Source organism: Pseudoleptotrichia sp., assembly GCF_057270515.1.
The window spans coordinates 1-24631 of the sequence record NZ_DBHIXS010000018.1; the positions used below are offsets into that span (position 1 = coordinate 1).

Here is a 24631-nt window from a genome sequence, read left to right on the forward strand (position 1 = left end):
TTACAACGACATTATCTGCCAGTGCAAGTCTTTTATCAAATAATGCAGGTCCTTTCAGTGCTTTGTCAATATTCAGCAATCCCCAGCCATAAATTTCATCTACACCTTTTTCACCTATATCCGTTGCTGTGGAAAGAATAGTCTGTTTTATCAGATTTCCGTCCATCCATGGATACTTCTGCTTAATCATCGCAGCTGTTCCTGTTACTACAGGAGTTGCAAAAGAAGAGCCTGCCGCTTTTATACTCTTTCCGTTTATTTCATATTTATAATCGGCTATTGCAGATACAGTCCAGTTTTTTCCTACTCCGGCAGAAGACAGTGCCTGTAAATTATCCCATGAAATATCTCCCAGATTATCAGAATCTTTTGTAGAAAGCCCTACAACTGAAATCCACCCTTTCTCAAGACTTCTCTCGAAATAAGGCAATCCCGCTTCAAGGTTTGGCTGATCGTTATCTTCGTTATTTCCTGCTGCCCACATAAATAAAGCTCCCTCATTTACTGCTTTATTATAGAAATCTAAAAAATCGTTTTCTATTTGGTCTTTATAATATTTAAGTGAATAAGGGGAACTGCTGTACTCAGTTACCATTCTGTTTACTCCGTAAGACTGGTTAAAAATTTTTACTCCTTTGGCATATATTTTATTGTACATGGAAACCGTAGGTTTTGGATAAGTGTCTGTCCCGTTATCTTTCAGTTTGGAAGAATCCGCCGCGTAAATTTTTACATTTTTTGCCGTGCCGTTTTTAGTATTTCCGCCTATCATTTCAGATACGAGTATTCCGTGATATTCGTCATCAGTTGTAACATTGGGAGTGTATATTTTTTCCAGCCTGTTTCCAAATTTATTTCTCATATCCGACTTTAATTTATAGTTATCCGTATTGAATCCTACGTCAATAACTCCCACTGCTATCCCTGTTCCGTCATATGATGAAGATGATGACGTCTTATTATGAGGATTATTTTCATCATATCTTATTTTCTTATCATTCCATCTTATTCCGGAGCCATAATCCGTATCATCATCGTCATCGTCGTCAGTTGATCCGTTTGGAGGATATAAACCGTTTCCAGGATTAGAAGGTTTACTTGGAGCAGGATTTTGTGTATATCCGTTATCTCCATTTCCTCCCGAACCTCCTCCACAGCTTGCCAAAGCTATGATTAGAGCTATTATAAACATCGTTTTCTTTGCTTTTATATTCATATTTACCTCCATTATATTTCTTTTATGTTATAGAATTATTTTACATTTCCAACATTAAAGAAAAATGAGAGAAAAAATTTTATAAAAAAAAATCGAATTATAAAAATGTATAATTTTATAATCCAACTTCCATAATATTTATGTTTATAATATTTATATTTAAAATACAGGTTTAAATCCATTTTTTATCAATTCTTTTCTCGTCTGCTCAAGAAATTCCAGATTGACCTGATAAAATACTAAGAGGAGCTCGTCGGATATTCCTACTGAATTATCCATTAAATCCCCTATAAAAAGCATATCCTGAAAAACAATAGCTTTATTTGTAGGTAAAGTGAGCAAATAATAATTTCCTTCCTCTCCCTTTGTTTTCAGCTTTGTAAGATAGTCTATAGCGTAGTCGGAAGCCATGATATAATTATACATATCTCCGTCATATCTGCATTTCATATGAAAAACTACTGCTCTCTTTTCTAAAAGGGTTTTCCCTGCATTATAAGTTTCAGAAACATTTTTATCCAGTTCTTCTTCCGAATGTCTGTTTGTATCTTCATATACCATTCTGGCTTTTTTATTTGTCCTTAACTCTTTCGGAACAAAGCAGACTATCTTTTCTTTTGCCAATATTAAAGATGAAATAATTAGAACTCCCAGAAAAATTATCTTTTTCATAATAAATCTCCTTATATGCTATTCTACTATTTATAATAATCTATATATCCAGTTTCACTCTTCTAATATCGGCTCCTACTGCATTCAGTTTTTCCTCGAGTTTGTCGTATCCTCTGTCAATATGGTACACTCTGTTTAAAGTAGTTTCCCCGTCAGCAGCCAATCCTGCCAATACAAGTGCAGCTCCCGCTCTCAAGTCGGAAGACATAACTTCAGCCCCTGTTAACGGAAGTCCGCCGTTTATAATGGCAACTCCATGTCTTATTGTGATATCTGCTCCCATTCTGTTAAATTCAGGAACATGCATAAATCTGTTTTCAAATACCGTTTCTTCCATTGAGCTTGAACCGTTTACAAGAGTTTGTAACAACATCATTTGAGGTTGCATATCTGTAGGAAATCCGGGATGAGGCATTGTTCTTATTTTTACAGGTTTCAAATCCTTCAGATTTCCTATTACCGACAGGATATTTCCGTCCTGTTCAAATTTTACTCCCATTGCTTCCAGTTCGGATTTAAATACACCCAAATCCTCCAGATTGGCATTTTCTATTTTTAAATCTCCGTCCGTGATTAACGAAGCTATTATATACGTTCCCGCTTCAATTCTATCGGACATTATTGAATATTCAATCCCGTGTAATTCTTCGACACCTTCTATTTCAATATTCGGTGTTCCCAGTCCTGTTATTTTTGCTCCCATTTTATTAAGAAAATTACCTAAATCAACTATTTCAGGCTCTCTCGCAGCGTTCGAAATAACAGTTTTTCCGGGAATTTTGACTGCCGCCATCATTAAATTTTGGGTTGCTCCTACACTCGGAAATCCTAAAGGTATTTCAGCTCCTTTAAGTTTATCCGACTTGGCATGAATATATCCGTGAACTCTCGTTATTTCAGCACCAAGTGCTTCAAAACCTTTTAAATGAAGATCTACAGGTCTGGACCCTATTGCACATCCTCCCGGCAGTGAAACAACGGATTCTTCAAGATTTGCTATCATAGGTCCCATTACAAGAAATGATGCCCTCATTTGTTTTACTATTTCATAGCTTGCCTCATTTCTCTTAAATCCGTTATTTATTATCTTATACGTAGTATCATCCAGTTTCTGAGTTTCCATTCCCAAATCCTCGAGAAGTTTCATCAATATTCTTATATCTCTCAGATTAGGAACATTTTTCAATATATATTCCCCTCTTGCTACCAATGTAGCGATTATTATAGGCAAAGCCGCATTTTTAGCTCCACTTACTTTTATTGTCCCGTTCAAAGGGGTCTTTCCTTTAATTTTAAATCCGTCAACCACGTTTTTTTCCTCCTAATTTCTCACAAATTGGACATCTTGTCCCAAGAATACTGTCTATAAAATTTATTTCCTTGTAACTGTTTTCATACTCGGGTAATTCCTTTTTTATTATTTCTCTGTGAAATTCACATATTTTACAACCCATTGACTGGCAATAAATTGCAGGTAAATTTTTTTCCCGAAATATTTCTGCTTTATTTTTCACAACGGGATTTTCAGGCGGATTACTCAAAGCATCATCCGAAGCCACTACAAGACCTATTTTCCCTGTATATAGCAGACTGTCTATCATTTTATAAGATATATTTTTCTTTTGGGCAAGATTTATATATTTTTTTATATCGTTAAAATCCATTTCTCTTGAAATAATCATTTTTTTCGCTTCTTTATCTTCCAAAGCCTTTTCTATTTCAGGATATATTCCTTTTTCTCTGACCTGTTCTACTGTCAGAGCTGCCAGAACTCTTTCTTTATATTCCCCTAAAAATACATTTTTTTCAATCTTTACTTCTCTAACTCTGTCAGTAAAGTTTTCAATATGTTTCATAATTTCAGCTTGAGATTCATTATTATTACTTTTCATTTTTTCTCCATTCATAGTAGAAATTTTACCACAAAATCTAAAATTTTGAAATAAAAATTTTTATGATTATACTTTTTTTATAAAAATATAAGCATAGAAATAAATATTATTTTAATCGTCGTGTAAAATCCTGCAAACTGATATATCTCAGGCAATTTATTTTTTCCTTCATCTTTCATTATAAGATAGACTAAAATACCCATTGCCGTAAAATATATAAAAATGGAAAACAGACTGAATGATTCCCTCAACAGATAGACAAGATCAAGCAACATAAAAACATATATTTTAAAAGTCGTTCTTTTACTCGTAAAAAAGAGATTTATCAAGTTAAAATTCATATACAGATATAATAAAGTCAATATGAGAGTTCCTGCATAGTTTCCTATTATATTAATTTTCATAAATAAAAATACTAATCCCCATAGTATGATTACCGTAGTCAATATTGTATTTTTTTTATTTTCTTCTTTTTTCTGTACAGCCATTTTTCCTCCTGTTCATATTACAGCAAAAACATTATTTTAATCATCTCCGATTCTGATTTTATTATAAATTTTCTTTAAATCAGATTTTTCAACATGTGTATACAATTCTGTCGTACTTATATTTGCATGACCCAAAATTTCCTGAACAATTCTTATATCAGCTCCGTTACTTAGAAGAACTGTCGCTACCGAATGCCTGAATATATGGGGATAAACGTTTTTTTCTATTCCTGCATTTTTAGCGGATTTTTTCAGCCTTTTCCAAAAATTCTCTCTTCTTGTATCAGGAAAAAGCCTGAAAGAATTTTCAGCTCCTTTCAGTTTCGGTCTGAAATTCATAATATATTCCCGAATTTCTTTTTCAAGTCCGTCATAAATCGGAACAACTCTATATTTAGAGCCTTTTCCCAATACTTTTATAAATTCATATCCCTGATTTTCCACATCTTTTATATCCAGATTTAATATCTCGGAAACTCTTGCTCCCGTAGCTATAAGAAATTTTATAATAAGCCTGTCTCTCATTCCTTCAGGAGTATGATTAAAATTATCTATAATAGCTTTTACTTCATTTAAATTCAGGACTTCAGGAAGCCTTTTTTCCCTTTTCAAACTTTTTATCATTCCTGTCGGATCTTCTTTTATCATTTTATTTAGATAACAGAACTTGTAAAAAGTCCTTATTGAAGCTATCTTTCTAAGTACCGAATTTCTTTTCAGTTCTTCCCCTATTACTCTAATATACTCATAAATATCTTCTTCCGTTACATCTGTCGCAAGTTTTTCAATATAGTAAAAAAACATTTTCAAATCTCTCTCATAACCTGCAACGGTATTTTTTGAGCTTCCTTTTTCAAAAGACAGATAATCTGAAAATTCTTTTATGTAAAGATTGTTCTGTTTTTCAGTTTTATTTTCCTTTTCACTGTTTCCGCTATTTTTTTTATCAGTATTTTCAATATTTCCATTAAATATTTTACTGTTATTTTCCATTATAACTCCATAATTTCTTTGGCATGATTGATAGATGCTTCGGTTATATTATCTCCTGATATTATTCTTGCTATTTCTCTTATTCTCTCTTCAGTGTTCAACTCTCTGACTTTTGTTTCCGTCAGATTATTTTCAATTTCTTTTTTTATGAAAAACTGCTGATTTCCTTTAGCCGCAATTTGCGGAGAATGAGTAACACAAATTACCTGAACGGTTTTTGAAAGTTCTTTCAGTTTTTCTGCAACTTTTCTTACTGTTTCTCCTGAAATTCCGGTATCAATTTCATCAAAAATTAGTACAGATATATTATCAACTGTAGAAAAAACCGATTTCAGCGCGAGCATAATACGTGAAATTTCTCCTCCCGAGGCTATTTTCGAAAGAGGCTTAAAATTTTCTCCCGGGTTTGTAGTCATCATAAATTCCGCATCATCGGTTCCCCTTGGACTTATGACCGCTCTTTCTGAAAATTCGACTTTAAATCGCGCATTTCCCATATTCAAATCTTTTAATTGATTGTCTATAGTACTCTCAAGCTTTTCTGCAATACTCTTTCTCATTTTACTTAATTTCTGACAATCTCTGAAATATTCTTCTTTCTTTTCTTTTTTTTCTTTTTTAAGCTGCTCCAGTTCTCCATTTTCAAAATTTATGAGAGCCAGTTTTTTTTCGATTTCATCTCTGAAAGAAAGTATTTCTTCTATTGTTGAACCATATTTCAGTTTCAGTTTATTTATTTCATCTATTCTCTGTACAACTTTTTCCAGCCTTTTATCATCAGTCTTTGTTTCCTGTGAAAAAGCTTCCACAGAATAAGTTACATCTTCGACTTCATACATTATACTTTCAATTTTATCTTTTACTTCATTATATACTTCGGATATACCGGATAGCTGTTCAAAATTTTTCTTTATTTTTCCTAAAGAACTTAAAACCGAATATTCGCCCTCTTTCAGCCTTTGTAAAGATTCTTCCAGTTTTTCCCCTATTTTTCCCGAATTAAATAATATTTTATACTCATCTTCAAGTTCATTATCTTCATTTTCTTTTAAATCAAGATTATTTATTTCATTAAGCTGAAATTCAAATATATCTTTTTTTTCAGTAATTTTAGATTTTTCCGTTTCTATTTCTTCTATTTTCTTATTCAGATTTTTCAAATTTATAACGTTTTCTCTTATTTTTTTTACAGTATCCGTTCCGTCTTTATTCAAAAATTTATCAAGCAGCCCCAAATGATAATTTTTATTTAACAGGAACTGGTGTTCGTGCTGTCCCACCAAATCCAGTATATGACTCATCAACTCTTTTAATTTTGAAACAGTCATTCTTATTCCGTTTACCGTTACTTTTGATTTGGAATTTCTGTCGAAATATCTTGAGATGATAAGTTCATTATCTTCTATGTCAAACCCTATTCTTTTCAGTCTTTGCACCTGTTCCTCACTCAAGTCAAAAACACCTTCTGCAAAAAGGCTCTCTTCTCCTGTTCTTATCATTTCAGTCTGATTTCTTTCTCCAATCAGTAAGGAAATCCCGTCCAGTATTATGGACTTCCCTGCCCCTGTTTCTCCTGTCATCGCAATCAGACCTTCATTAAACTCCAAATTTAGATTTTTTATTATTGCTAAATTATTCAGTCTTAATTCTCTTAGCATTTTCTATTCCTCTCAACTTATTTTCTCTTAAGTCCTCCTATTTTAAAGGGACTCTCCCCACTTCAGTTTTTCTCTTAATATATTATAATAATCACTGTTTTCACTTCTTATAATTTTTACTTTTTTTTCTGACAGTGTAGCACTTATTCTGTCCGTAGATTTTATATGAAAACATTCACTCCCGTCGATATTCAGATGTGCATCATTATCCCTTGTGTATACCTTAAAGCTCAATCTGTCTTTACCGTCAACTATAATCGGTCTGGCTGTCAGACTTTGAGGAAGTAACGGAGTAATGGACAGAGCTTTCAATTCAGGGTGAACTATCGAACCTCCCGCTGACAATGAATAAGCCGTAGAACCTGTAGGAGTTGCAACGATTATCCCGTCAGCCCTGTATTTATTTACAAATATATCATTTGAATAAACTTCCACATGAATTAAATGAGAAACTAGACCTCCTTTTATAATTAAAAGCTCATTTAACGCGTAAAATATTTCATCGTTATATTCTATTTCCAGAAATGCCCTTTCATCAATTATACATTCATTTTTCCGATATTTTTCAAGCATTTCAACAGCATTTTCAGGCTTTATTTCAGCCATATATCCGACTGTCCCCATATTTACAGCCATTACAGGAATATTTTTTTTCAATGTTTCCTTTGCAGCGACAAGGATAGTTCCGTCTCCCCCAAAAGACACTATTAAATCTGCATTTTCAACATTTTCTGTTTCCGCTATGTCATTTTCCTTTATGTATTTATAAAAATCCGATAATAATTCTTCTTTTACAAAGTCATTTTTTATTATTTTTATTTTTTCTGTTTTATTTATTTTTTCCTGTTTTTTCTCTTTTGAAATTTTTTCCAAATCTTTCATATTTTCCTCTTATATATGATTTATTTACTATAATTGTAACATTTTTAATTAATTTTTTCTACTAATATTTTGGTTATTTCTTATACTTTGTTATTTCTCATATTTTCCTGTTTTTTGCACTTTTAATTACTAAATTTACGAAAATATACAAGAAAAACATTTTGATAATAATGTTTTTCAAATATAAGAATTTCTATTATAACAATTATCTTTTTCTATTATAACGATTATCTTAAATAATATAAAAAAAACTGTTTTTCAATAAATACTTTCATTTATTTAAAACAGTTATTTTTAAAAAGGTCTCGGTATAAGCCGGATTCTGTATTTGTCAATCATTTATCTAAGTTGACAGTTACCTGTCATCTTTAGCGAATTACCATTAAGCAAAGGCGGGCAACCTTTTGATTGCTTTCTACTTATTCTTGCTTCGAGAGGGGTTTACCCGGCTGATTTAATCTCTTAAATCACCGGTAGTCTCTTACACTACCTTTTCACCCTTACCTGCGGACAGGCGGTATTTTTTCTGTGGCACTTTCCTTAGGATTTCTCCCAACAGCCGTTAGCTGTCTCTCTGCCCTGCGAAGTCCGGACTTTCCTCCTGAAAAACTCAGGCGATTGACTCCGAAACCTTTTTATATTTTGTCATTTTTACAATTTTTTCCAATAAAATTAATATCAATTGTATCTCTATTTACATTTTGAAGTAGAACCGCAATAATATCCTGCTGCTGCCGCTCCGGCTCCTACTGCCGCTGCAAAACATGAATTTAGTCCCAAAATTATTCCCAATGCCAATATTAAAAATCTTTTTTTAGTCATAATCTATACCTCTTTTTCATTTTTTATTTTTAATCTGTGTTTCGTAGAAATTATATCTTTCAGAATTTTTATTTAAATTAGTTATTTCTTTATTTTCTATTATTTAATTTAAATTATATATTTATTTTATATTCTTCTTCTTCTTTATATATTTAATTTGCTGTCTGCCTGTTTACTTTTTTATTTTTCAAAATTCCGTTTACTGTTTTCTATCCAAGATTAAATACAGGTTTACCGAAATATTTTATTATTTCTCCGTCAAAAAAATGCGATAACTGTAATTCTATCAAATCGGAAAAAAGATACTCACTTTCATAATGCCCTATATCTACAAATATTTTTCCTTCTTCAAGATTGTCAAGTGCTTCGTGATATTTTAAATCCCCTGTAAGAAAAACATCGGTATATTCTTTTACATCATTCAATAATGAGCTTCCTCCTCCTGTTACCAGTCCGATTTTCCGTATTTTTCTATTTTTTCCTGTATATCTTACATAATCAAGCCCTAAATTTGTTTTTATTTTTTCGATTAGTTCTTTCAGTTCTATCTCTTTATCTAAAGTTTTTATTCTGACTGTACCGTATTTTACTTTCTCATTTACATCTTTTATACAGTTATAATCATCAAATTCACATTTTCCGAATATTTCAGTCTTTCCTTCAAGATTCAGTTTATCCATTATAAAATCATTTAATCCGTTTACTGCAAAATCAGAGTTTGTATGTATGGAATATACGGAAACTTTATTTTCTGCCAATTTTAATATTTTTCTTCCCAACACAGTTTCATCCGTTATTTTTTTTATTCCTGAAAATATAAAAGGATGATGAGATATTATCAAATCCACTTTTTCTTTTACTGCTTTTTCCACAGCTTCATTTGTAACATCAAGACAGACAAGTATTTTATTTATTTCAGAATTTTCACTTCCAAGTATCAGTCCCACATTATCCCAGTTTTCAGCAATTTTGGGATTATATATTGAATAAAGTTCTCCTATTATATCCCTTAATTTCATAAATATTCTCCTTTTTTATCAGTTTATCATATACTCCATTTCTTCAGCATTCCTTGCAAACTCATTTTTCAATAAATCGATAGATAATTTATTAATAGCTTTTTCTTTCAGTATATTTACATTATGTAATGATATATTCAATGTTTTTGCAATTTCCTTTTCATTATAGACTTTATCATCAAGACCGTAAGACATTACAAGTATCTTTTCATCTATATAGCTCAATTTTTTCGGTATATTTTCCAGTATATACATCTGTGTTATTTTATCGGCTCTTTCGAGAATTTGTTCATTTCCAATCAGTTCTTCCAATTCGACACCGTCAAACAATTTTTCCAAATCTTTTATATATTCAGGCGTTACATTCATCTGTCTGCTTATTTCTTCCATATTACGTCCCGCTTCTTTATCAGCCTTTACTTTCAGATATAAAATATATGAAAGTTCCGAAGCCTTTATATCCTTCAATAAATTTTTCTGAAATTCCAGTATATATTTCACAGCAAAATTTTTTATAAAAAAGTCAGTATCTTCGGATATTTCTTTTATTCTGTCATAATAATTAATTCCCGATATAACTCCTAAAGTTGCTTCCTGAACCGTATCTAAAAATGAAAATCCAAATTTTGAATATAACAAACTTTCTCTTACAGCTACTTTCAAGTATTTATCTATTAATTCACCGTTCTCTTCTTTTTTCTTATTTTCTGAATTTTTTTTATTTGTTTCATTATATTCCGAATATTTTTCTTTTATATCTTCAAGATATGATTTTATAATATCTTTTTCTTCCACATAATAATTTTCATTTTCTAAAACTATAAAATCATTATTATCTAACGATGTTCTTATTTCAGGAATATTTTTCAGATGAATAAATTTTAAAAGCTCAAAAAAATCATCATCGGATAAACTGTTATTTTCTATTATTTTTTCAAAACTGAAATTTCCATTTTTCTCAATGTCATCTATTATTCTTCTTATCATTTTTTTCCTCATTTTTTCAGGTTTATTATTAAAGGAGCCAGTTATAACTTAGCTCCTGTAATCTTCCAATTTTTTTCTTCTGCTTGGGTGTCGCAATTTTCTCAGTGCTTTTACTTCTATTTGTCTGATACGTTCTCTCGTAACATTAAATATTTTTCCTACTTCCTCCAATGTTTTCTGAGAACCGTCATCCAAACCGTATCTATATCTGAGAACCATTTCCTCTCTTTCATTGAGAGTTTTTAAAATTTCATCAAGCTGTTCTTTCAGTAGCACTCTTGTTGTAGCATCATAAGGATTCAAAAATTTATCATCTTCCACGAAATCCCCTAATTCACTATCTTCTTCACTTCCTACGGGAGTTTCAAGGGATATAGGATCCTGATTCATCTCAAGTATATTTTTCACTTTATCTACAGGTATTTCAAGTTTTTTGGCAAGTTCTTCGGCTGTAGGTTCTTTTCCTGTTTCCTGTAAAATTATTCTGCTTTCTTTTTTGATTTTATTTATTGTTTCTATCATATGGACAGGTATTCTTATTGTTCTTCCCTGATCCGCTATGGCACGGGTAATGGCCTGTCTTATCCACCATGTTGCATAAGTTGAAAATTTAAATCCTTTTTCATATTCAAATTTTTCTACGGCTTTCATTAACCCCATATTTCCTTCCTGTATAAGATCAAGCATTTTAAGTCCTCGATTTGTATGTTTTTTTGCTATACTTACAACAAGTCTCAAATTTGACTCTATCAATTTTTGTTTTGCTTCTTCATCCCCGTTCAAGACTCTCTGAGCATAATCAATTTCTTCCTCATAGCTCAAAAGAGGAATCTGACCTATTTCTCTCAGATACATTTTTATAGGCTCATCTACATCCATGCTTTCTGCCATTTTGAGCAAATCCGTCTGAAGCAGTTTATCAACTTCGGAGTCATCTATTTCACTTTCAATAAATTCATCATCAGGATCTTCAAAATCAACTACTTCGGATTTCTCTATTTCTTCAGGCATCATTTCCTGCGCTTTAAGTATGTCCTGCTTATCTTTTATAGTATCTACAATATTTACCCCGTCATCCTGAAGTTTTTTTATTAACTGGTCTATTTTTTGCGTTGAAAATCCCTCTGATAAAATCGAATTAATTTCTTCGTAACTGACTACTTTTTCTTCTCTTGCTTTTTTCATTAAATTTGCGAGACTATTTTTTAAATCTTCTTTTTTCTCAGACATAATCTGATCTCCTTATCAATTTAAATTCTTCGTATTCTTTTTCAATTTCACCAATATCATACTGTTTTTCGAGATTAAGCTTTATTCTCTGCAATTCTATCTTCATTCTATCTTTTTTATCTATATTGTCAAGAATATCATTTATCTCTCTATCAAACCATCCTTTAAAATAGTCCTTATATTTTTTTTCAATATCTGAAGATTCTATACTTGTATTTGAAAGTATTGCCGTTATCATTTCTATTTCTTCTTCTTCAAATATTTCATTATTCAAGAGTTTTATATTAAATTCTATTTTTCGTAATTTTTCCAATATTTCTTTATATATAATATTAGTAAAATCTTTAATTTCAAGTTTCTCACAATATTTTTTATATTCAGAAATCCCTTTTTCTCTACATTTCAATATAAATTCAAGGGTATCTTTTTCAAGAATGTCGTTCAATCCTTCTTTTGTTTTTTTTGTGGCTACTTTTTCCTGTTTTTTCCTTTTTATTAAACTTCTCTGAAAATTCTCTTTTTTACTTATAATAAATTCCTCTGAAAGAATATCCTTATCTATTCCCAGTTCTACTGATAATTTGTTAATATATAAATTTCTTTCAGTTCTGTTTGTTATATTTGAAAAGAAATTTCTAAATTTTTGAATAAATTCTTTTTTTCCTGATACTTCATTTAAATTTAAATTTTCAGAAAATTCATCATAAAGAAAATCAAAATAATTTTTTGAAGTTTTTAAAATTTCAAGAAAACTTTTTCTTCCATATTTTCTTAAATACTCGTCAGGATCTTTTACATCTCCCTGAATAGAAAGGCATCTCACGTTAAAATCATATTTCTTTAAAATATTTCCCGCTTTTATTATCGCATTTTTCCCGGCTTCATCATTATCGTAAGCTATTATTATATTATTTGTATATTTCTTAAGCAGCTGTGCCTGTTCATCCGTAAAAGCCGTCCCTAAACTTGCCACTGAATTTACAAATCCGTGTTTCTGAGCTGTCAATACATCCAGATAACCTTCCATCAGTATTGCAAGTCCTTTTTTCCTTATATTCTCTCCCCGATTGTATAATCCGTAAAGTTCTTTCCCTTTTTTAAAAATTTTGGAATCAGGTGAATTCAAATATTTTGGCATATCCGAATTAGCTTCTATTATTCTTCCACCAAATCCGATTAATTTCATTGTATCATTGTAAATAGGGAATATTATTCTGTTTCTAAAATAATCGAATACATTTCCTTCATCATTTTTTCTTATTAATCCCAGTTCGAGAAGTTCATTCTCATTATATCCTTTTTCTTTTAAATAATTGAGCAAGGAATTCCAGGATTCCAAAGAAAATCCTATTTCAAATTTTCTTATTTCTTCCAAAGAATAGCCCCTATTTTTCATATATTCCATAGATTCATCAGAATTAATCATATTATTTTTAAAAAATGACTGGGCTTCTCTCATAATTTCGTAGTATCGGGCATTAGGATTATCTCTGTTCTTTTCAATATTAAATTTATTTATGGAAATATTATATTTTCTTGATAATTCTTCCACTGCTTCATAAAAACTGAGATTATTTATTCTCATATAGAAAGAAATAACATTTCCTCCAATACCCGTACTGAAATCTTTGAATATATTTTTATTCGGACTAACCACAAAGGAAGGTGTCTTTTCATCTTTAAAAGGAGATAACCCTTTATAGTTGGCACCCGTTTTTTTCAATGTTACATATTCTCCGATAACCTGAACTATGTCCAGATTATCAATAAGTTTCTGTATTTCGGTATCTTTATACATCTAAGACTCCAAACATTAAACTTTTTCATCAATAACAATCTTTCATTTTTAAATATATTAATCTGATTATGCTAAAGTAAAATTTTTTCATTATAAGTATATTTTATATTTTTAAATAGTCAATATTTTTAATTTAAAATTATCTATTTTTTTACTTCAACTTCATCTTCCATAATATCTTTAAATACATTATCCATTATTTTAAATTTATCATGACCTTTTATAAATTCTTCCTTGGCAACTTTTCCGGCGACTATTGCCAGTTCATATTTATTAGGTATTTTTGTCAATAAATCATCAATCGTTATTTTATCCTTTTTCATTTTCCCTCCTTTTTTAGCCGTTAATTATCTCAATGAGCTCCTGACATGAACTTTCAATATCTTCATTTATGATAGTATAGTCATACTTCTCTTCGTATTTCAATTCTTTTAACGCATTCTGCAATCTTGTCTGTATTACTTCTTCCGAATCAGTTTTTCTTCCCCTCAGTCTGTTTTCAAGAATTTTCATATCCTTCGTTCTGAAAAATACAAGAATGGCATCGTTTTTCTTCTCTTTAGCTATTAATGCTCCCTGAACATCAATTTCCAAAATAACATTAAGACCTTTATCAAGATTTTCTTCCACAGTTTTTTTCAGTGTTCCGTAATAATTTCCATGAACATTTGCATATTCGTAAAATTCATCATTATCGATTTTTTTCTTAAATTCCTGTTCGGAAAGAAAATAATAGTCTTTTCCTTCGATTTCACCTGCTCTCGGTTTTCTCGTCGTTGCCGAAATAGATAAAGGGATATTTAGTCTATCTTTTACTATCTTTGTTACTGTAGACTTTCCTGACCCGCTGGGTCCTGATACTATAATAAGTTTACCTTTCATATATCCTGACCGCCTTTAACAGATACTTTTCCTGATTATTTTACTATTTATCGTAGCTTAAATAATCACTTTCTTTTTATTTTGTGTATTTTAATTATTATTCTGCTCTATTCTTTGAATAAGTGTTTCCACATTGACTGCGGAAAGGATGATAAAACCGTTATCCATTATTATTATTGCTCTCGTTTTTCTTCCTGCGGTAGCATCTATTAATGAATCACGATTTTTCGCATCCTCTCTCAATCTCCTTGCCGGAGCTGTGTCCGGAACTATTATACTTATAACATGTTCATCAATAACAAAATTATTAAATCCTATATTTAAAGTTTTCATATTATTCCTCTATAACCCGAGCTTCTTCCATAACTTCTATCTCCTCATCTTTAGGCAGATTGGGAATATTATTCTTCTGATTTTTCAGCTCAACTTTTATGTTCTTATAGTCTTTAAATCCTGTTCCTCCCGGTATTTTCTTACCTATAATGACATTTTCCTTTAATCCTTCCAGTCTATCAATTTTTCCTTCTATAGCAGCATTTGCAAGGACTTTTGTTGTTTCTTGGAATGATGAAGCTGAAATAAAGCTTTCCGTATTTACAGCCGCTTTTGTTATTCCCTGTATTATTGGCTCATAAGTCGCAGGAGTTTTGCCTTTTTCAGTAAGTATCTTATTTTCTCTTTCCACAGTTTTTCTGTCGATTAATTCATCTTCAAGGAATAATGAATCTCCTGCTTCTTTTATTTTTACTTTCTGGAACATCTGTTTTACTATTATTTCAATGTGTTTGTCATTTATCGGAACTCCCTGTTCTCTATATACCTGTTGTACCGATTCCAAAATAAACTGTTGAGCCGCTACAAGACCTTTTATTTTCAGTATATCATGTGGCGATACAGGTCCGTCGGTAATCTTTGCTCCTTTTTCTATAAGCATTTCATTTGTTACAACAAGATGTTCTCCCACAGGAACAGTGTATTCTTTTATCATTTTTCCTGTTTCAGGATCCTCTATAATAATGAGTCTCATACCTTTTTTCTTTTTATCCGAGAAAATTACCCGTCCTGAAACTTCGGATAATGTTGCTTTCCCTTTTGGATTACGGGCTTCAAATAATTCCTGAACCCTTGGAAGACCTCCTGTAATGTCTTTATTTCCTTCTCCTGTTTTCAGAATTTTTGTAATTATTTGACCTTTTTTGACAACTTCTCCCTCTTTTACCATTAAATAAGCTCCATAAGGTATACTGTATTCTGCAACTTTTTTATTTTTATTGTAAATTATAATTCTCGGATTTACATCACTGCTTTCAACAGGTTTTATAGCTATTCTTTCAGTAACTCCATATTTGATATCTATATTTTCTCTTACATAAATATCTCTAAATTCTACTTTTCCTGCTTCGGAAGTAATTATAGGTACTTGATACGGGTCAAACTCCACTAAGATCTGACCTTTTTTCACACTTTCTCCGTCTTTTACTTTCAATATCGATCCTGACGGAACTTCATATCTATGTTTTCCAATGATTAATCTTCCCGTTTGAGAAACGACTATTTCTACTCCTTTTTCATTTTCAAGGGTTGTAATATCTTTAAATTTTACTTTTCCTGATATGTCCGCTTTATAATCCGACTGTACCGAAGCTGCCGTAGCAACTCCCCCTGTATGGAATGTACGCATTGTAAGCTGCGTTCCCGGCTCTCCTATAGATTGGGCAGCTACGACACCTACTGCTTCTCCTTTGAGTATCTCTTTATGGTTGGATAAATCTATTCCATAACATTTTTTACATACACCTTTTTCAAGTTTACATGTAAGCGGTGTTCTTATTTTTACTTCTCTAATATCAAGCTCTTCTATCTTTTTAATCAGATCTTCCATTATCAGGGTATTTCTCGGAGCTATAACCTCTCCTTCATAGACAAGGTCTTCGGCAAGAGTTCTTCCGTATATTCTCTCACTTAATTTTTCAATTACATTTCCTGCGTCAACCAAATCTGAAACTACTATTCCGTCTTCACAGCCACAATCATCATGATTTACTATGACTTCATGCGAAATATCTACAAGTCTACGAGTCAAGTATCCTGAATCGGCAGTTCTTAAGGCTGTATCCGCCAGACCTTTTCTCGCTCCGTGAGATGACATAAAGAATTCCAGTATATTCAGACCTTCTCTAAAGTTAGCTTTTATCGGTATCTCTATAATACGTCCCTGAGTATCGGCCATAAGTCCTCTCATTCCCCCGAGCTGTCTCATCTGAGCTACAGACCCTCTGGCACCTGAGTTCGCCATCATATATACAGGGTTAAACTCATCAAGATTATCCATCATCTCATGAGTTACCTTATCTACGGCTTCAGACCATATTGCTACCGTTCTTCTATATCTTTCAGCGTCTATTATTTCCCCTGATTTGTACTGTTCTTCCACTTCGGCAACATCATTTTCGGCTTTTTCCAAAATTGCTTTTTTAGCCACAGGGATTTCGAGGTCTTCTATTCCCACAGTGATACCTGCTATAGTTCCGTAATGATAACCGAAATTTTTGATTTTATCTATCAGTTCGGATGTCTTTTCAAAACCGAATTTTTTGTATAAGTCCGCAATTAATTTTCCTAATTCGCCCTTACCGAAAGTTTTTGAATAATCCCTTACTTCTTTTGGAAGCATAGTATTGAACATAAGTCTACCTGGAGTAGTTTCTATAAGCTCTTCATCAATTCTCACTTTTACAAGGGCATGAGTACCTACCTGCTTGGACTGGTGTGCAGTAATAAGCTGGTTTTTATTGGAGAACATTTTACCTTCCCCTTTTTCTCCGTGTCTTTCCTTAGTCATATAATAACATCCCATAACCATATCCTGAGAAGGCACTGCAATAGGTCTACCGCTCGAAGGAGCCAATATGTTGTTAGTTGCGAGCATTAAAAGTTTTGCTTCCATTTGAGCCTCGTTAGATAACACAAGGTGAACAGCCATTTGGTCGCCGTCAAAGTCAGCATTGAATGCCGAACATACTAACGGATGCAGCCTTATAGCTTTTCCCTCTATCAGTATCGGTTCAAATGCCTGTATTGAAAGTCTGTGCAATGTCGGAGCACGGTTTAACAGTACAGGGTGATTTTTTATGATTTCTTCGATTAATTCCCATACACTTTCGTCTTCTTCTTCAACCATTTTTTTAGCCGTTTTTATGTTCGTAGCCAATTCTCTTTTGACAAGTTCTCTCATCAAAAACGGTTTATACAGCTCAAGAGCCATTTTTTTAGGAAGTCCGCACTGGTTCATTTTCAGACTTGGTCCTACGACGATAACTGACCTTCCTGAGTAATCGACCCTTTTTCCTAAAAGATTTTGTCTAAATCTTCCCTGTTTTCCTTTAAGCATATCCGACAAAGATTTCAGCTCTCTATTATTCTGCGTAACTACAGGTTTTCCTCTTCTACCGTTATCTATAAGTGCGTCAACTGCTTCCTGTAACATTCTTTTTTCATTTTTTATTACTATTTCAGGAGCTTTTATTGACATAAGTTTTTGTAATCTTATATTTCTGTTGATAACTCTTCTGTACAAATCATTCAAATCCGATGTGGCAAATCTTCCTCCGTCCAGTTGTACCATAGGTCTCAAATCAGCAGGTATGACAGGCAATACTGTCAGTATCATCCATTCAGGTCTGTTTCCCGCCAATATCAAATCTCTTACTATTTTCAATCTTTTTATTATTTTTTTTCTTTTCTGGGAAGAATTTACAACTTCCATTTCCTTTTCAAGTTCTTTTTCAAGCTCTCTCAAATCTATTTCTTCCAGTAATTTCAATACTCCTTCTGCACCCATTTTCGCAGTAAATCCGTCTTTATACTGGCTTTCATACATTTTGTATTCTCTATCAGTCAAAATTTGCCCTTTTTCAAGGTCTGTTTCTCCTTTATCAGTTACGATATATCTTGAAAAATATAAAACCGATTCGAGTTCTTTCGTACTTATACCCAATAAAAGACTCATTTTATTTGGAGTACCTTTGGAATACCAAATATGTGCAATAGGTGTAGCAAGTTTAATATGACCCATTCTTTCTCTTCTTACTTTGGAAGTAGTAACTTCCACTCCACATTTTTCGCAGGTCATACCTTTGTATCTCATTCTTTTATATTTTCCACACGAACATTCGTAATCTTTAGACGGTCCGAATATCCTTTCACAGAATAATCCGTCCATTTCAGGTTTCAATGTTCTGTAGTTTATCGTTTCAGCTTTTGTTATTTCACCGTAAGACCATTCTAAAATCTTTTCAGGTGATGCTAATTTAATTTGAATACTGTCAAAATCTCTTATACTCATTAATAAGAGCCTCCTCAATACATTTATTTCAGTTTTTGAAAAACTGGCAAAAACATTTAGTCAAATTATAATTCCGTATTTTTATCCAATTCTATAGCTTCTCCCTCTTTATCATAGAGAGTTACGTCCAATCCTAAGGACTGAAATTCTTTAATCAATACTCTGAATGATTCAGGTGCATCTGCTTCAGGCATCGCCTGACCTTTTACTATAGCTTCATATGTTTTAGTTCTTCCGCTTATATCGTCAGATTTTACCGTAAGCATTTCCTGTAGTATATTTGACGCTCCGTATGCTTCAAGAGCCCAGACTTCCATTTCTCCAAGTCTTTGTCCTCCAAACTGGGCTTTTCCTCCTAACGGCTGTTGAGTTACAAGTGAATATGGTCCTATTGCCCTTGCGTGCATCTTATCTTCAACAAGGTGATGAAGTTTCAACATATACATTCTTCCTACGGTTACAGGATTATCAAAAGGCTCTCCTGTTCTACCGTCGATTAATTTTACTTTACCCGTTCTGCTGTAACCTGCTTCTTCAAGGAAGTCTTTTACGTCTTCTTCCTTTGCTCCGTCAAATACAGGTGTAGCGATATATTTCTGTATATCTCCTATGGCAAGCCCCAAGTGAACTTCCAGTACTTGTCCTATGTTCATACGCGAAGGCACTCCTAACGGATTAAGACATACATCTATTGGAGTTCCGTCTTCCAAATGCGGCATATCTTCAATAGGCAATACTCTTGAAACGACACCTTTATTTCCATGTCTTCCTGACATTTTATCGCCGACCATTATTTTTCTTTTTTCTGCTATATACACTCTAACAAGTTTATTTACTCCTGCCTTTAAATCATCTCCATTTTCTTTGGAAAGCACTAACACATCTACAACCGTACCTTTTACTCCATGAGGCAGTCTAAGTGAAGTATCTCTTACATCTTTTGCTTTTTCTCCGAAAATAGCTCTTAACAGTTTTTCTTCCGCAGGCGGTTCACTTTCTCCTTTAGGTGTTACTTTTCCTACGAGTATATCATCAGGAGTTACGTGAGCTCCTATTCTTATAATTCCGTTTTCATCAAGATTTCTCAATGATTCTTCGGATACATTAGGTATTTCTCTTGTTATTTCCTCATCGCCAAGTTTTGTAGTTCTTGCTTCAATATCAAATTCTTCTATATGTAACGAAGTAAATACATCATCTTTTCTCAGTCTTTCGGATATTAAAATTGCGTCCTCGAAATTATATCCTTCCCAAGGCATAAATGCCAACAGTATATTTTTCCCTAATGCAAGGTCTCCTCCCGCAGTCGACGGTCCGTCAGCAATTATATCTCCTTTTTTCACTTTTTCTCCTACATCTGTAATAGGTTTCTGATGCAGACACATTGACTGGTTGGATTTTTCAAAGTTCAATAATCTGTGAACATATTCTTTACCTGTCTTGTCAGTTATTATTATTTTATTCGCATCGACATATGTTATTTTTCCACTTGCTTTTGCTGTTATTACTGCTCCCGAGTCTATCGCAACTTTTCTTTCAAGCCCTGTTCCTACAAAAGGAGCTTCCGTTTTCAGTAAAGGTACCGCCTGACGTTGCATATTCGACCCCATTAACGCCCTGTTGGCGTCATCGTGTTCAAGGAAAGGTATCAGTCCCGCAGATACTGATACAAGCTGTTTAGGAGATACATCCAGTAAATCAACTTTGGATTTATCAATGTGTACTATTTCTTCACCATATCTGCATACAACTTCATCAGTGAGGAAGTTTCCGTCTTCATCTATAAGAGAGTCTCCCTGTGCTATAAACAGTCCTTCTTCTTCATCTGCTCCAAGATATTCTATGTCATTAAAATTCGCTTTTCCGTTTTTGATTTTTACAAATGGAGTTTCTATAAATCCATATTTATTAACTTTTCCATAAGTAGACAACGAACCTATCAATCCTATATTCGGTCCTTCCGGCGTTTCTATAGGACAAATTCTTCCATAGTGGGAATTATGGACATCCCGCACTTCAAATCCTGCCCTTTCCCTTGAAAGTCCTCCGGGACCGAGAGCAGATATTCTTCTTTTATGTGTCAGTTCTGCAAGAGGATTTGACTGGTCCATAAACTGGGACAGCTGTCCGCTTCCAAAAAATTCCAAAATTAGAGCATTTAAAGGTTTCGTATTTAAAAGACTTTGCGGTGTCAATGTAGTAATATCCTGTATAGTCATTTTTTCTTTGACCATTTTAGCCATTTTCAGCATACCGCCTTTTACTTGTATAGAAAGAAGTTCTCCAACTCCTCTTACCCTTCTGTTTGAAAGATTATCAATATCATCTGTATATCCTTCTCCGTTTACAAGATTTCTGACATAATTTATTGTCTGTAATACATCTTCTTTAGTCAGTATAATTTCATCTTCAGGTAAATCAAGTTTGAGCCTTTTATTTATTTTATATCTTCCTACATTTGCCAAATCATATCTTTGCGGATTAAAAAACATCTGTTTAACGAGAGATCTTGCACTTTCTACAGTTACCAAATCTCCCGGTCTTAATTTTTTGAATACTTCTATAACTGCTTCATCATTTGTTTTTGTGCTGTCATGAATAAGAGAATTAGCTATTATTCTGTCTTCAGGTTTTACTTCCCAAATTTGAATTTTTTCAACTTTATTTTCGATTAATTTTTCAATCACTATATTGTCTATAAGTTCTTCCGCTTCAACAACAAACTCTCCCGTATCTTCGTCAAGAATATCTTCTTTATTGAAACTTCCTTCAAGTCTGCTTCTCAGTACATCTTCAAGTTCTTCATTCTTATATTTTTTATATAGAGATTTCAAATCCACTTCTTTTGCTTCAAAAAAATGTTCCATTATTTCAGCGTTATTATTGAAAAAATCAACAGCTTTCAAAAATACTGTGGATAATACTTTCTTTCTTCTATCAATTTTTACATTCAAAATATCATTTTTATCAGTTTCAAATTCCAGCCATGTTCCTTTATAAGGAATTATTTTACCAATAAACACATCTTTACCGGTTTGAATGTTTAACTCTTTATTAAATGTAACACCCGGTGATCTATGCAATTGTGAAACAACAACTCTTTCAGCTCCGTTAATTACAAACGTTGCCTGCTCGGTCATTAAAGGTATATCTCCGAAATGTACTAATGTTTCCTGTATTTCCTGTGTTTTTTTATTAGTCAGTTTCAATCTTACTTTTAATTGTCCCGAATAAGTTTTTCCTCTTTTTTTACATTCCAGTTCATCATTCAGAGGCTCGTCGTTATCATGTATCTCATACCATAAATACTCCAGCTTTAATAAACCGTTACTCGATTCAATCGGAAAAATTTCATTGAAAATCCCTTCCAATCCTTTATTTTCTCTCTTTTGAGGCAAAGCTTTAGCCTGCAAAAAATCTTCATAAGAATTTATCTGAAATTCCAAGAAATGAGGCATTTCTCCTCTATCTACTATTTTTCCGAAACTATATCTTTCAATAAGTTTGTTCATTTAAAAAATTCCTCCCTATATCAAAGAACATATTCTTTCATTGAAATTAATTTAATTTAAATTCTAAAAATTAATACAAAAAAGAATAAATTCTGTCATCTCATACACCTTAAAAACAAAGGCTTACAGCCTTTTCTGTTACTTTATTGGATTTTATAGTGGAAAAAGACACTCTCTCTAAAAGAGTGTCTTTACTATAAATTGTTTTTATTACTATTTCAGTTCTACAGTTGCTCCTGCACCTTCCAATTGTGCTTTTAATGCTTCAGCTTCATCTTTAGGTACACCTTCTTTAATAGCTTTTCCTCCGGCTTCAACTAATTCTTTAGCTTCTTTCAATCCTAATCCTGTAATTCCTCTAACTTCTTTAATTACTGCTAATTTTGCTGCTCCTGCTGATACAAGAATTACATCAAATTCTGATTTTTCTTCAGCTGCTCCTGCTCCTCCTGCTACAGCTCCTCCTGCTACAGCTACAGGCTGTGCAGAAACACCGAATGTTTCTTCAATAGCTTCTACTACTTCTTTTAATTCCAATACAGTCATATTTTTTAAATCTTCTATAAATTGCTCTTTATTAAATGCCATTATTTCTATCCTCCTAATTTATATTTTAAATATTTTTCAAATTTATTCTGAAACTTTCGCTGTTTTATTCAGCTTTTGCTTCTAACGGTTCCCCTGCTCCAACTTTATCCGCTAAGTTTGATAATCCTACGGCTAACATTCTTACAGGAGACAACAATCCGTATGCTATTTGACCTAACAATTCGTCTCTTGAAGGTAATTTAGCCAATGCTTCAACAGTATTTGTATCAACTCTGTCTCCGCTTAACATACCGCCTTTAATGACTAATTTGTCTTTCAGTTTTTTCCCGAAATCAAATACTAATTTGGATGGTGCCACTCCGTCTTCATATCCTATTGCGAAAGATGTAGTACCTTCCAATAAATCATCAAAGTTAGTATCAATACCTACTGATTTTAAAGCTATTTTCATAAGTCTGTTTTTTGCAACAAAATACTCAACTCCTGACTCCCTAGCCTGTTTTCTCAATTCAGTATCTTCGTTTACGCTGATTCCTCTATAATCAACAAAAACCATTGCTTTAGCATCTTTTAATTTAGCAGTCAGTTCTTCTACTGCCTTTATTTTTGATTGTGCCGGCAATTTATTCACCTCCTCATATTAAAAACCTCTGAAACAAAAACAATAAGCCCAGAGGTATATATCTAACGAACGTGTAATTTTTATAATTATCATATTATCATTGATTATTTACCTCGGTAGGGTTTATAGAACAAGTCTACCTACTGTCTTTGGTTATATATTCAAAAATATTTTGAAACTATTTTTATTTTTCAACAAAGCATTATAACTTACTTTTTTTAAAAAGTCAAGCATTTTGGAAAATAAACTTTTTATTTTAAAATTTATTTTTATTCTAATTTTTTATTCCATTTTTTTGCTTTTCAAGTATTTTAATTAAGCATTTTATTTTACTGCAAAACTTCCTGCCAATAATGGATCAATTTTGATTCCAGGTCCCATAGTCAGCGATATAGCCACTGTTCTTAAATATTGACCTTTGGAAGCAGCAGGTTTTAATTTTATTATCTGGTCTAAAGCTACTTTGAAATTATCAATAATAGCCTGTTTATCAAAATTCACTTTACCTATTGGCAAATGAATTGACCCTAATTTATCTACTTTAAATGCTACTTTACCTTTTTTAAATTCTTCCACTGTTTTTTCAACATCAGTTGTAACAGTACCTGATTTAGGGTTAGGCATCAATCCTTTAGTTCCTAAAGTTTTTCCTAATTTTCCTAATTTAGGCATCATATCAGGTGTTGCTATTACTAAATCAAAATCCAGCCATCCGCCTTGAATTTTTGAAATATATTCATCATCGCCTGCATAATCTGCTCCGGCATTCAATGCTTTTTGTATATTTTCTCCTGAAGTGATTACTAATATTTTTATACTTTTTCCTGTTCCATGAGGCAATACAACTGTTCCTCTTACCTGCTGGTCAGCATGTCTTGGATCTACACCAAGTCTTATTGCTAATTCTACAGTCTCCACAAATTTAGCACTTTTAGTATCAAAAACTAAATCTAATGCTTCCTCCGGAGTATATATCTTCATTTTGTCCACTTTTTGAGAGATATCATTATATCTTTTTCCTCTTTTTGCCATTTATTATTTCCTCCTCTGTGGTCATTGGTTTT

At 32.4% G+C, this 24631-nt stretch carries 21 protein-coding genes, 1 other RNA gene and 1 other annotated feature; all 22 genes read right to left on the reverse strand.

Annotation, left to right across the window (positions count from 1 at the left end; translation table 11 throughout):
- Positions 1-1216: S8 family peptidase (locus ACO5J6_RS09435; protein WP_485643619.1), on the reverse strand; the 1216-nt coding region annotated here is incomplete at its 3' end.
- Positions 1217-1375: 159 nt separating this feature from the next.
- Positions 1376-1888 (reverse strand): DNA methyltransferase, encoded by a 513-nt coding sequence (locus ACO5J6_RS09440; protein ID WP_485643620.1) that lies wholly within the window; start codon positions 1886-1888, stop codon positions 1376-1378.
- Between the two features lie 40 nt (positions 1889-1928).
- Entirely contained in the window at positions 1929-3197 is a 1269-nt protein-coding gene (murA, locus tag ACO5J6_RS09445; protein WP_485643621.1) for a UDP-N-acetylglucosamine 1-carboxyvinyltransferase, read from the reverse strand.
- Positions 3190-3780 (reverse strand): DUF1694 domain-containing protein, encoded by a 591-nt coding sequence (locus tag ACO5J6_RS09450; protein ID WP_485643622.1) that lies wholly within the window; start codon positions 3778-3780, stop codon positions 3190-3192. Before ACO5J6_RS09450 ends, murA begins: the two co-directional genes overlap by 8 nt.
- Before the next feature lie 77 nt (positions 3781-3857).
- The gene (locus ACO5J6_RS09455) at positions 3858-4268 is read right to left on the reverse strand and encodes a phospholipid phosphatase (RefSeq protein WP_485643623.1); all 411 of its coding nucleotides are present in this window, start codon (positions 4266-4268) and stop codon (positions 3858-3860) included.
- Positions 4269-4304: 36 nt separating this feature from the next.
- Positions 4305-5261, reverse strand: coding sequence for a tyrosine-type recombinase/integrase (locus ACO5J6_RS09460; RefSeq protein WP_485643624.1), 957 nt, complete (start codon positions 5259-5261; stop codon positions 4305-4307).
- Positions 5261-6919, reverse strand: a complete 1659-nt coding sequence (gene recN, locus ACO5J6_RS09465; RefSeq protein ID WP_485643625.1) for a DNA repair protein RecN — start codon at positions 6917-6919, stop codon at positions 5261-5263. The genes ACO5J6_RS09460 and recN overlap by 1 nt, the downstream gene beginning before the upstream one ends.
- A 42-nt stretch (positions 6920-6961) precedes the next feature.
- Positions 6962-7801 (reverse strand): NAD(+)/NADH kinase, encoded by an 840-nt coding sequence (locus ACO5J6_RS09470; RefSeq protein ID WP_485643626.1) that lies wholly within the window; start codon positions 7799-7801, stop codon positions 6962-6964.
- A gap of 295 nt (positions 7802-8096) precedes the next feature.
- Positions 8097-8435, reverse strand: an RNA gene (gene rnpB / locus ACO5J6_RS09475) — RNase P RNA component class A.
- A gap of 56 nt (positions 8436-8491) precedes the next feature.
- Positions 8492-8623 carry a hypothetical protein gene (locus ACO5J6_RS09480; RefSeq protein ID WP_485643627.1) on the reverse strand — a complete coding sequence of 44 codons (132 nt, stop codon included), beginning with the start codon at positions 8621-8623 and terminating at the stop codon, positions 8492-8494.
- A gap of 209 nt (positions 8624-8832) precedes the next feature.
- Positions 8833-9642, reverse strand: a complete 810-nt coding sequence (locus ACO5J6_RS09485) for a Nif3-like dinuclear metal center hexameric protein (protein WP_485643628.1) — start codon at positions 9640-9642, stop codon at positions 8833-8835.
- A gap of 18 nt (positions 9643-9660) precedes the next feature.
- Entirely contained in the window at positions 9661-10629 is a 969-nt protein-coding gene (locus tag ACO5J6_RS09490) for an RNA polymerase subunit sigma (protein ID WP_485643629.1), read from the reverse strand.
- Between the two features lie 48 nt (positions 10630-10677).
- Positions 10678-11859, reverse strand: a complete 1182-nt coding sequence (rpoD, locus tag ACO5J6_RS09495; RefSeq protein WP_485643630.1) for an RNA polymerase sigma factor RpoD — start codon at positions 11857-11859, stop codon at positions 10678-10680.
- Complete coding sequence (gene dnaG, locus ACO5J6_RS09500) at positions 11852-13657, reverse strand: DNA primase (protein ID WP_485643631.1); 1806 nt, start codon at positions 13655-13657, stop codon at positions 11852-11854. Before dnaG ends, rpoD begins: the two co-directional genes overlap by 8 nt.
- 143 nt (positions 13658-13800) lie before the next feature.
- A complete protein-coding gene (rpoZ, locus tag ACO5J6_RS09505) occupies positions 13801-13980 on the reverse strand; it encodes a DNA-directed RNA polymerase subunit omega (RefSeq protein WP_485643632.1) in 180 nt (59 codons plus the stop codon).
- A gap of 13 nt (positions 13981-13993) precedes the next feature.
- On the reverse strand, positions 13994-14539 hold the full coding sequence (gmk, locus tag ACO5J6_RS09510; RefSeq protein WP_485643633.1) for a guanylate kinase: 546 nt from the start codon (positions 14537-14539) through the stop codon (positions 13994-13996).
- Positions 14540-14629: 90 nt separating this feature from the next.
- Positions 14630-14872, reverse strand: coding sequence for an extracellular matrix/biofilm biosynthesis regulator RemA family protein (locus ACO5J6_RS09515; RefSeq protein ID WP_485643634.1), 243 nt, complete (start codon positions 14870-14872; stop codon positions 14630-14632).
- A 1-nt stretch (position 14873) separates the two neighbouring features.
- Entirely contained in the window at positions 14874-18884 is a 4011-nt protein-coding gene (gene rpoC / locus ACO5J6_RS09520; RefSeq protein WP_485643635.1) for a DNA-directed RNA polymerase subunit beta', read from the reverse strand.
- Positions 18885-18949: 65 nt separating this feature from the next.
- The gene (gene rpoB / locus ACO5J6_RS09525) at positions 18950-22396 is read right to left on the reverse strand and encodes a DNA-directed RNA polymerase subunit beta (protein ID WP_485643636.1); all 3447 of its coding nucleotides are present in this window, start codon (positions 22394-22396) and stop codon (positions 18950-18952) included.
- Between the two features lie 213 nt (positions 22397-22609).
- Positions 22610-22984, reverse strand: coding sequence for a 50S ribosomal protein L7/L12 (gene rplL / locus ACO5J6_RS09530; RefSeq protein WP_485643637.1), 375 nt, complete (start codon positions 22982-22984; stop codon positions 22610-22612).
- A 64-nt stretch (positions 22985-23048) separates the two neighbouring features.
- Positions 23049-23567, reverse strand: a complete 519-nt coding sequence (gene rplJ / locus ACO5J6_RS09535; RefSeq protein WP_485643638.1) for a 50S ribosomal protein L10 — start codon at positions 23565-23567, stop codon at positions 23049-23051.
- A gap of 10 nt (positions 23568-23577) precedes the next feature.
- Positions 23578-23738, reverse strand: a sequence feature (ribosomal protein L10 leader region).
- A 153-nt stretch (positions 23739-23891) separates the two neighbouring features.
- Positions 23892-24599: a 50S ribosomal protein L1 gene (gene rplA, locus ACO5J6_RS09540; protein ID WP_485643639.1), complete on the reverse strand. Its 708-nt coding sequence runs from the start codon at positions 24597-24599 to the stop codon at positions 23892-23894.
- Positions 24600-24631 lie beyond the last annotated feature (32 nt).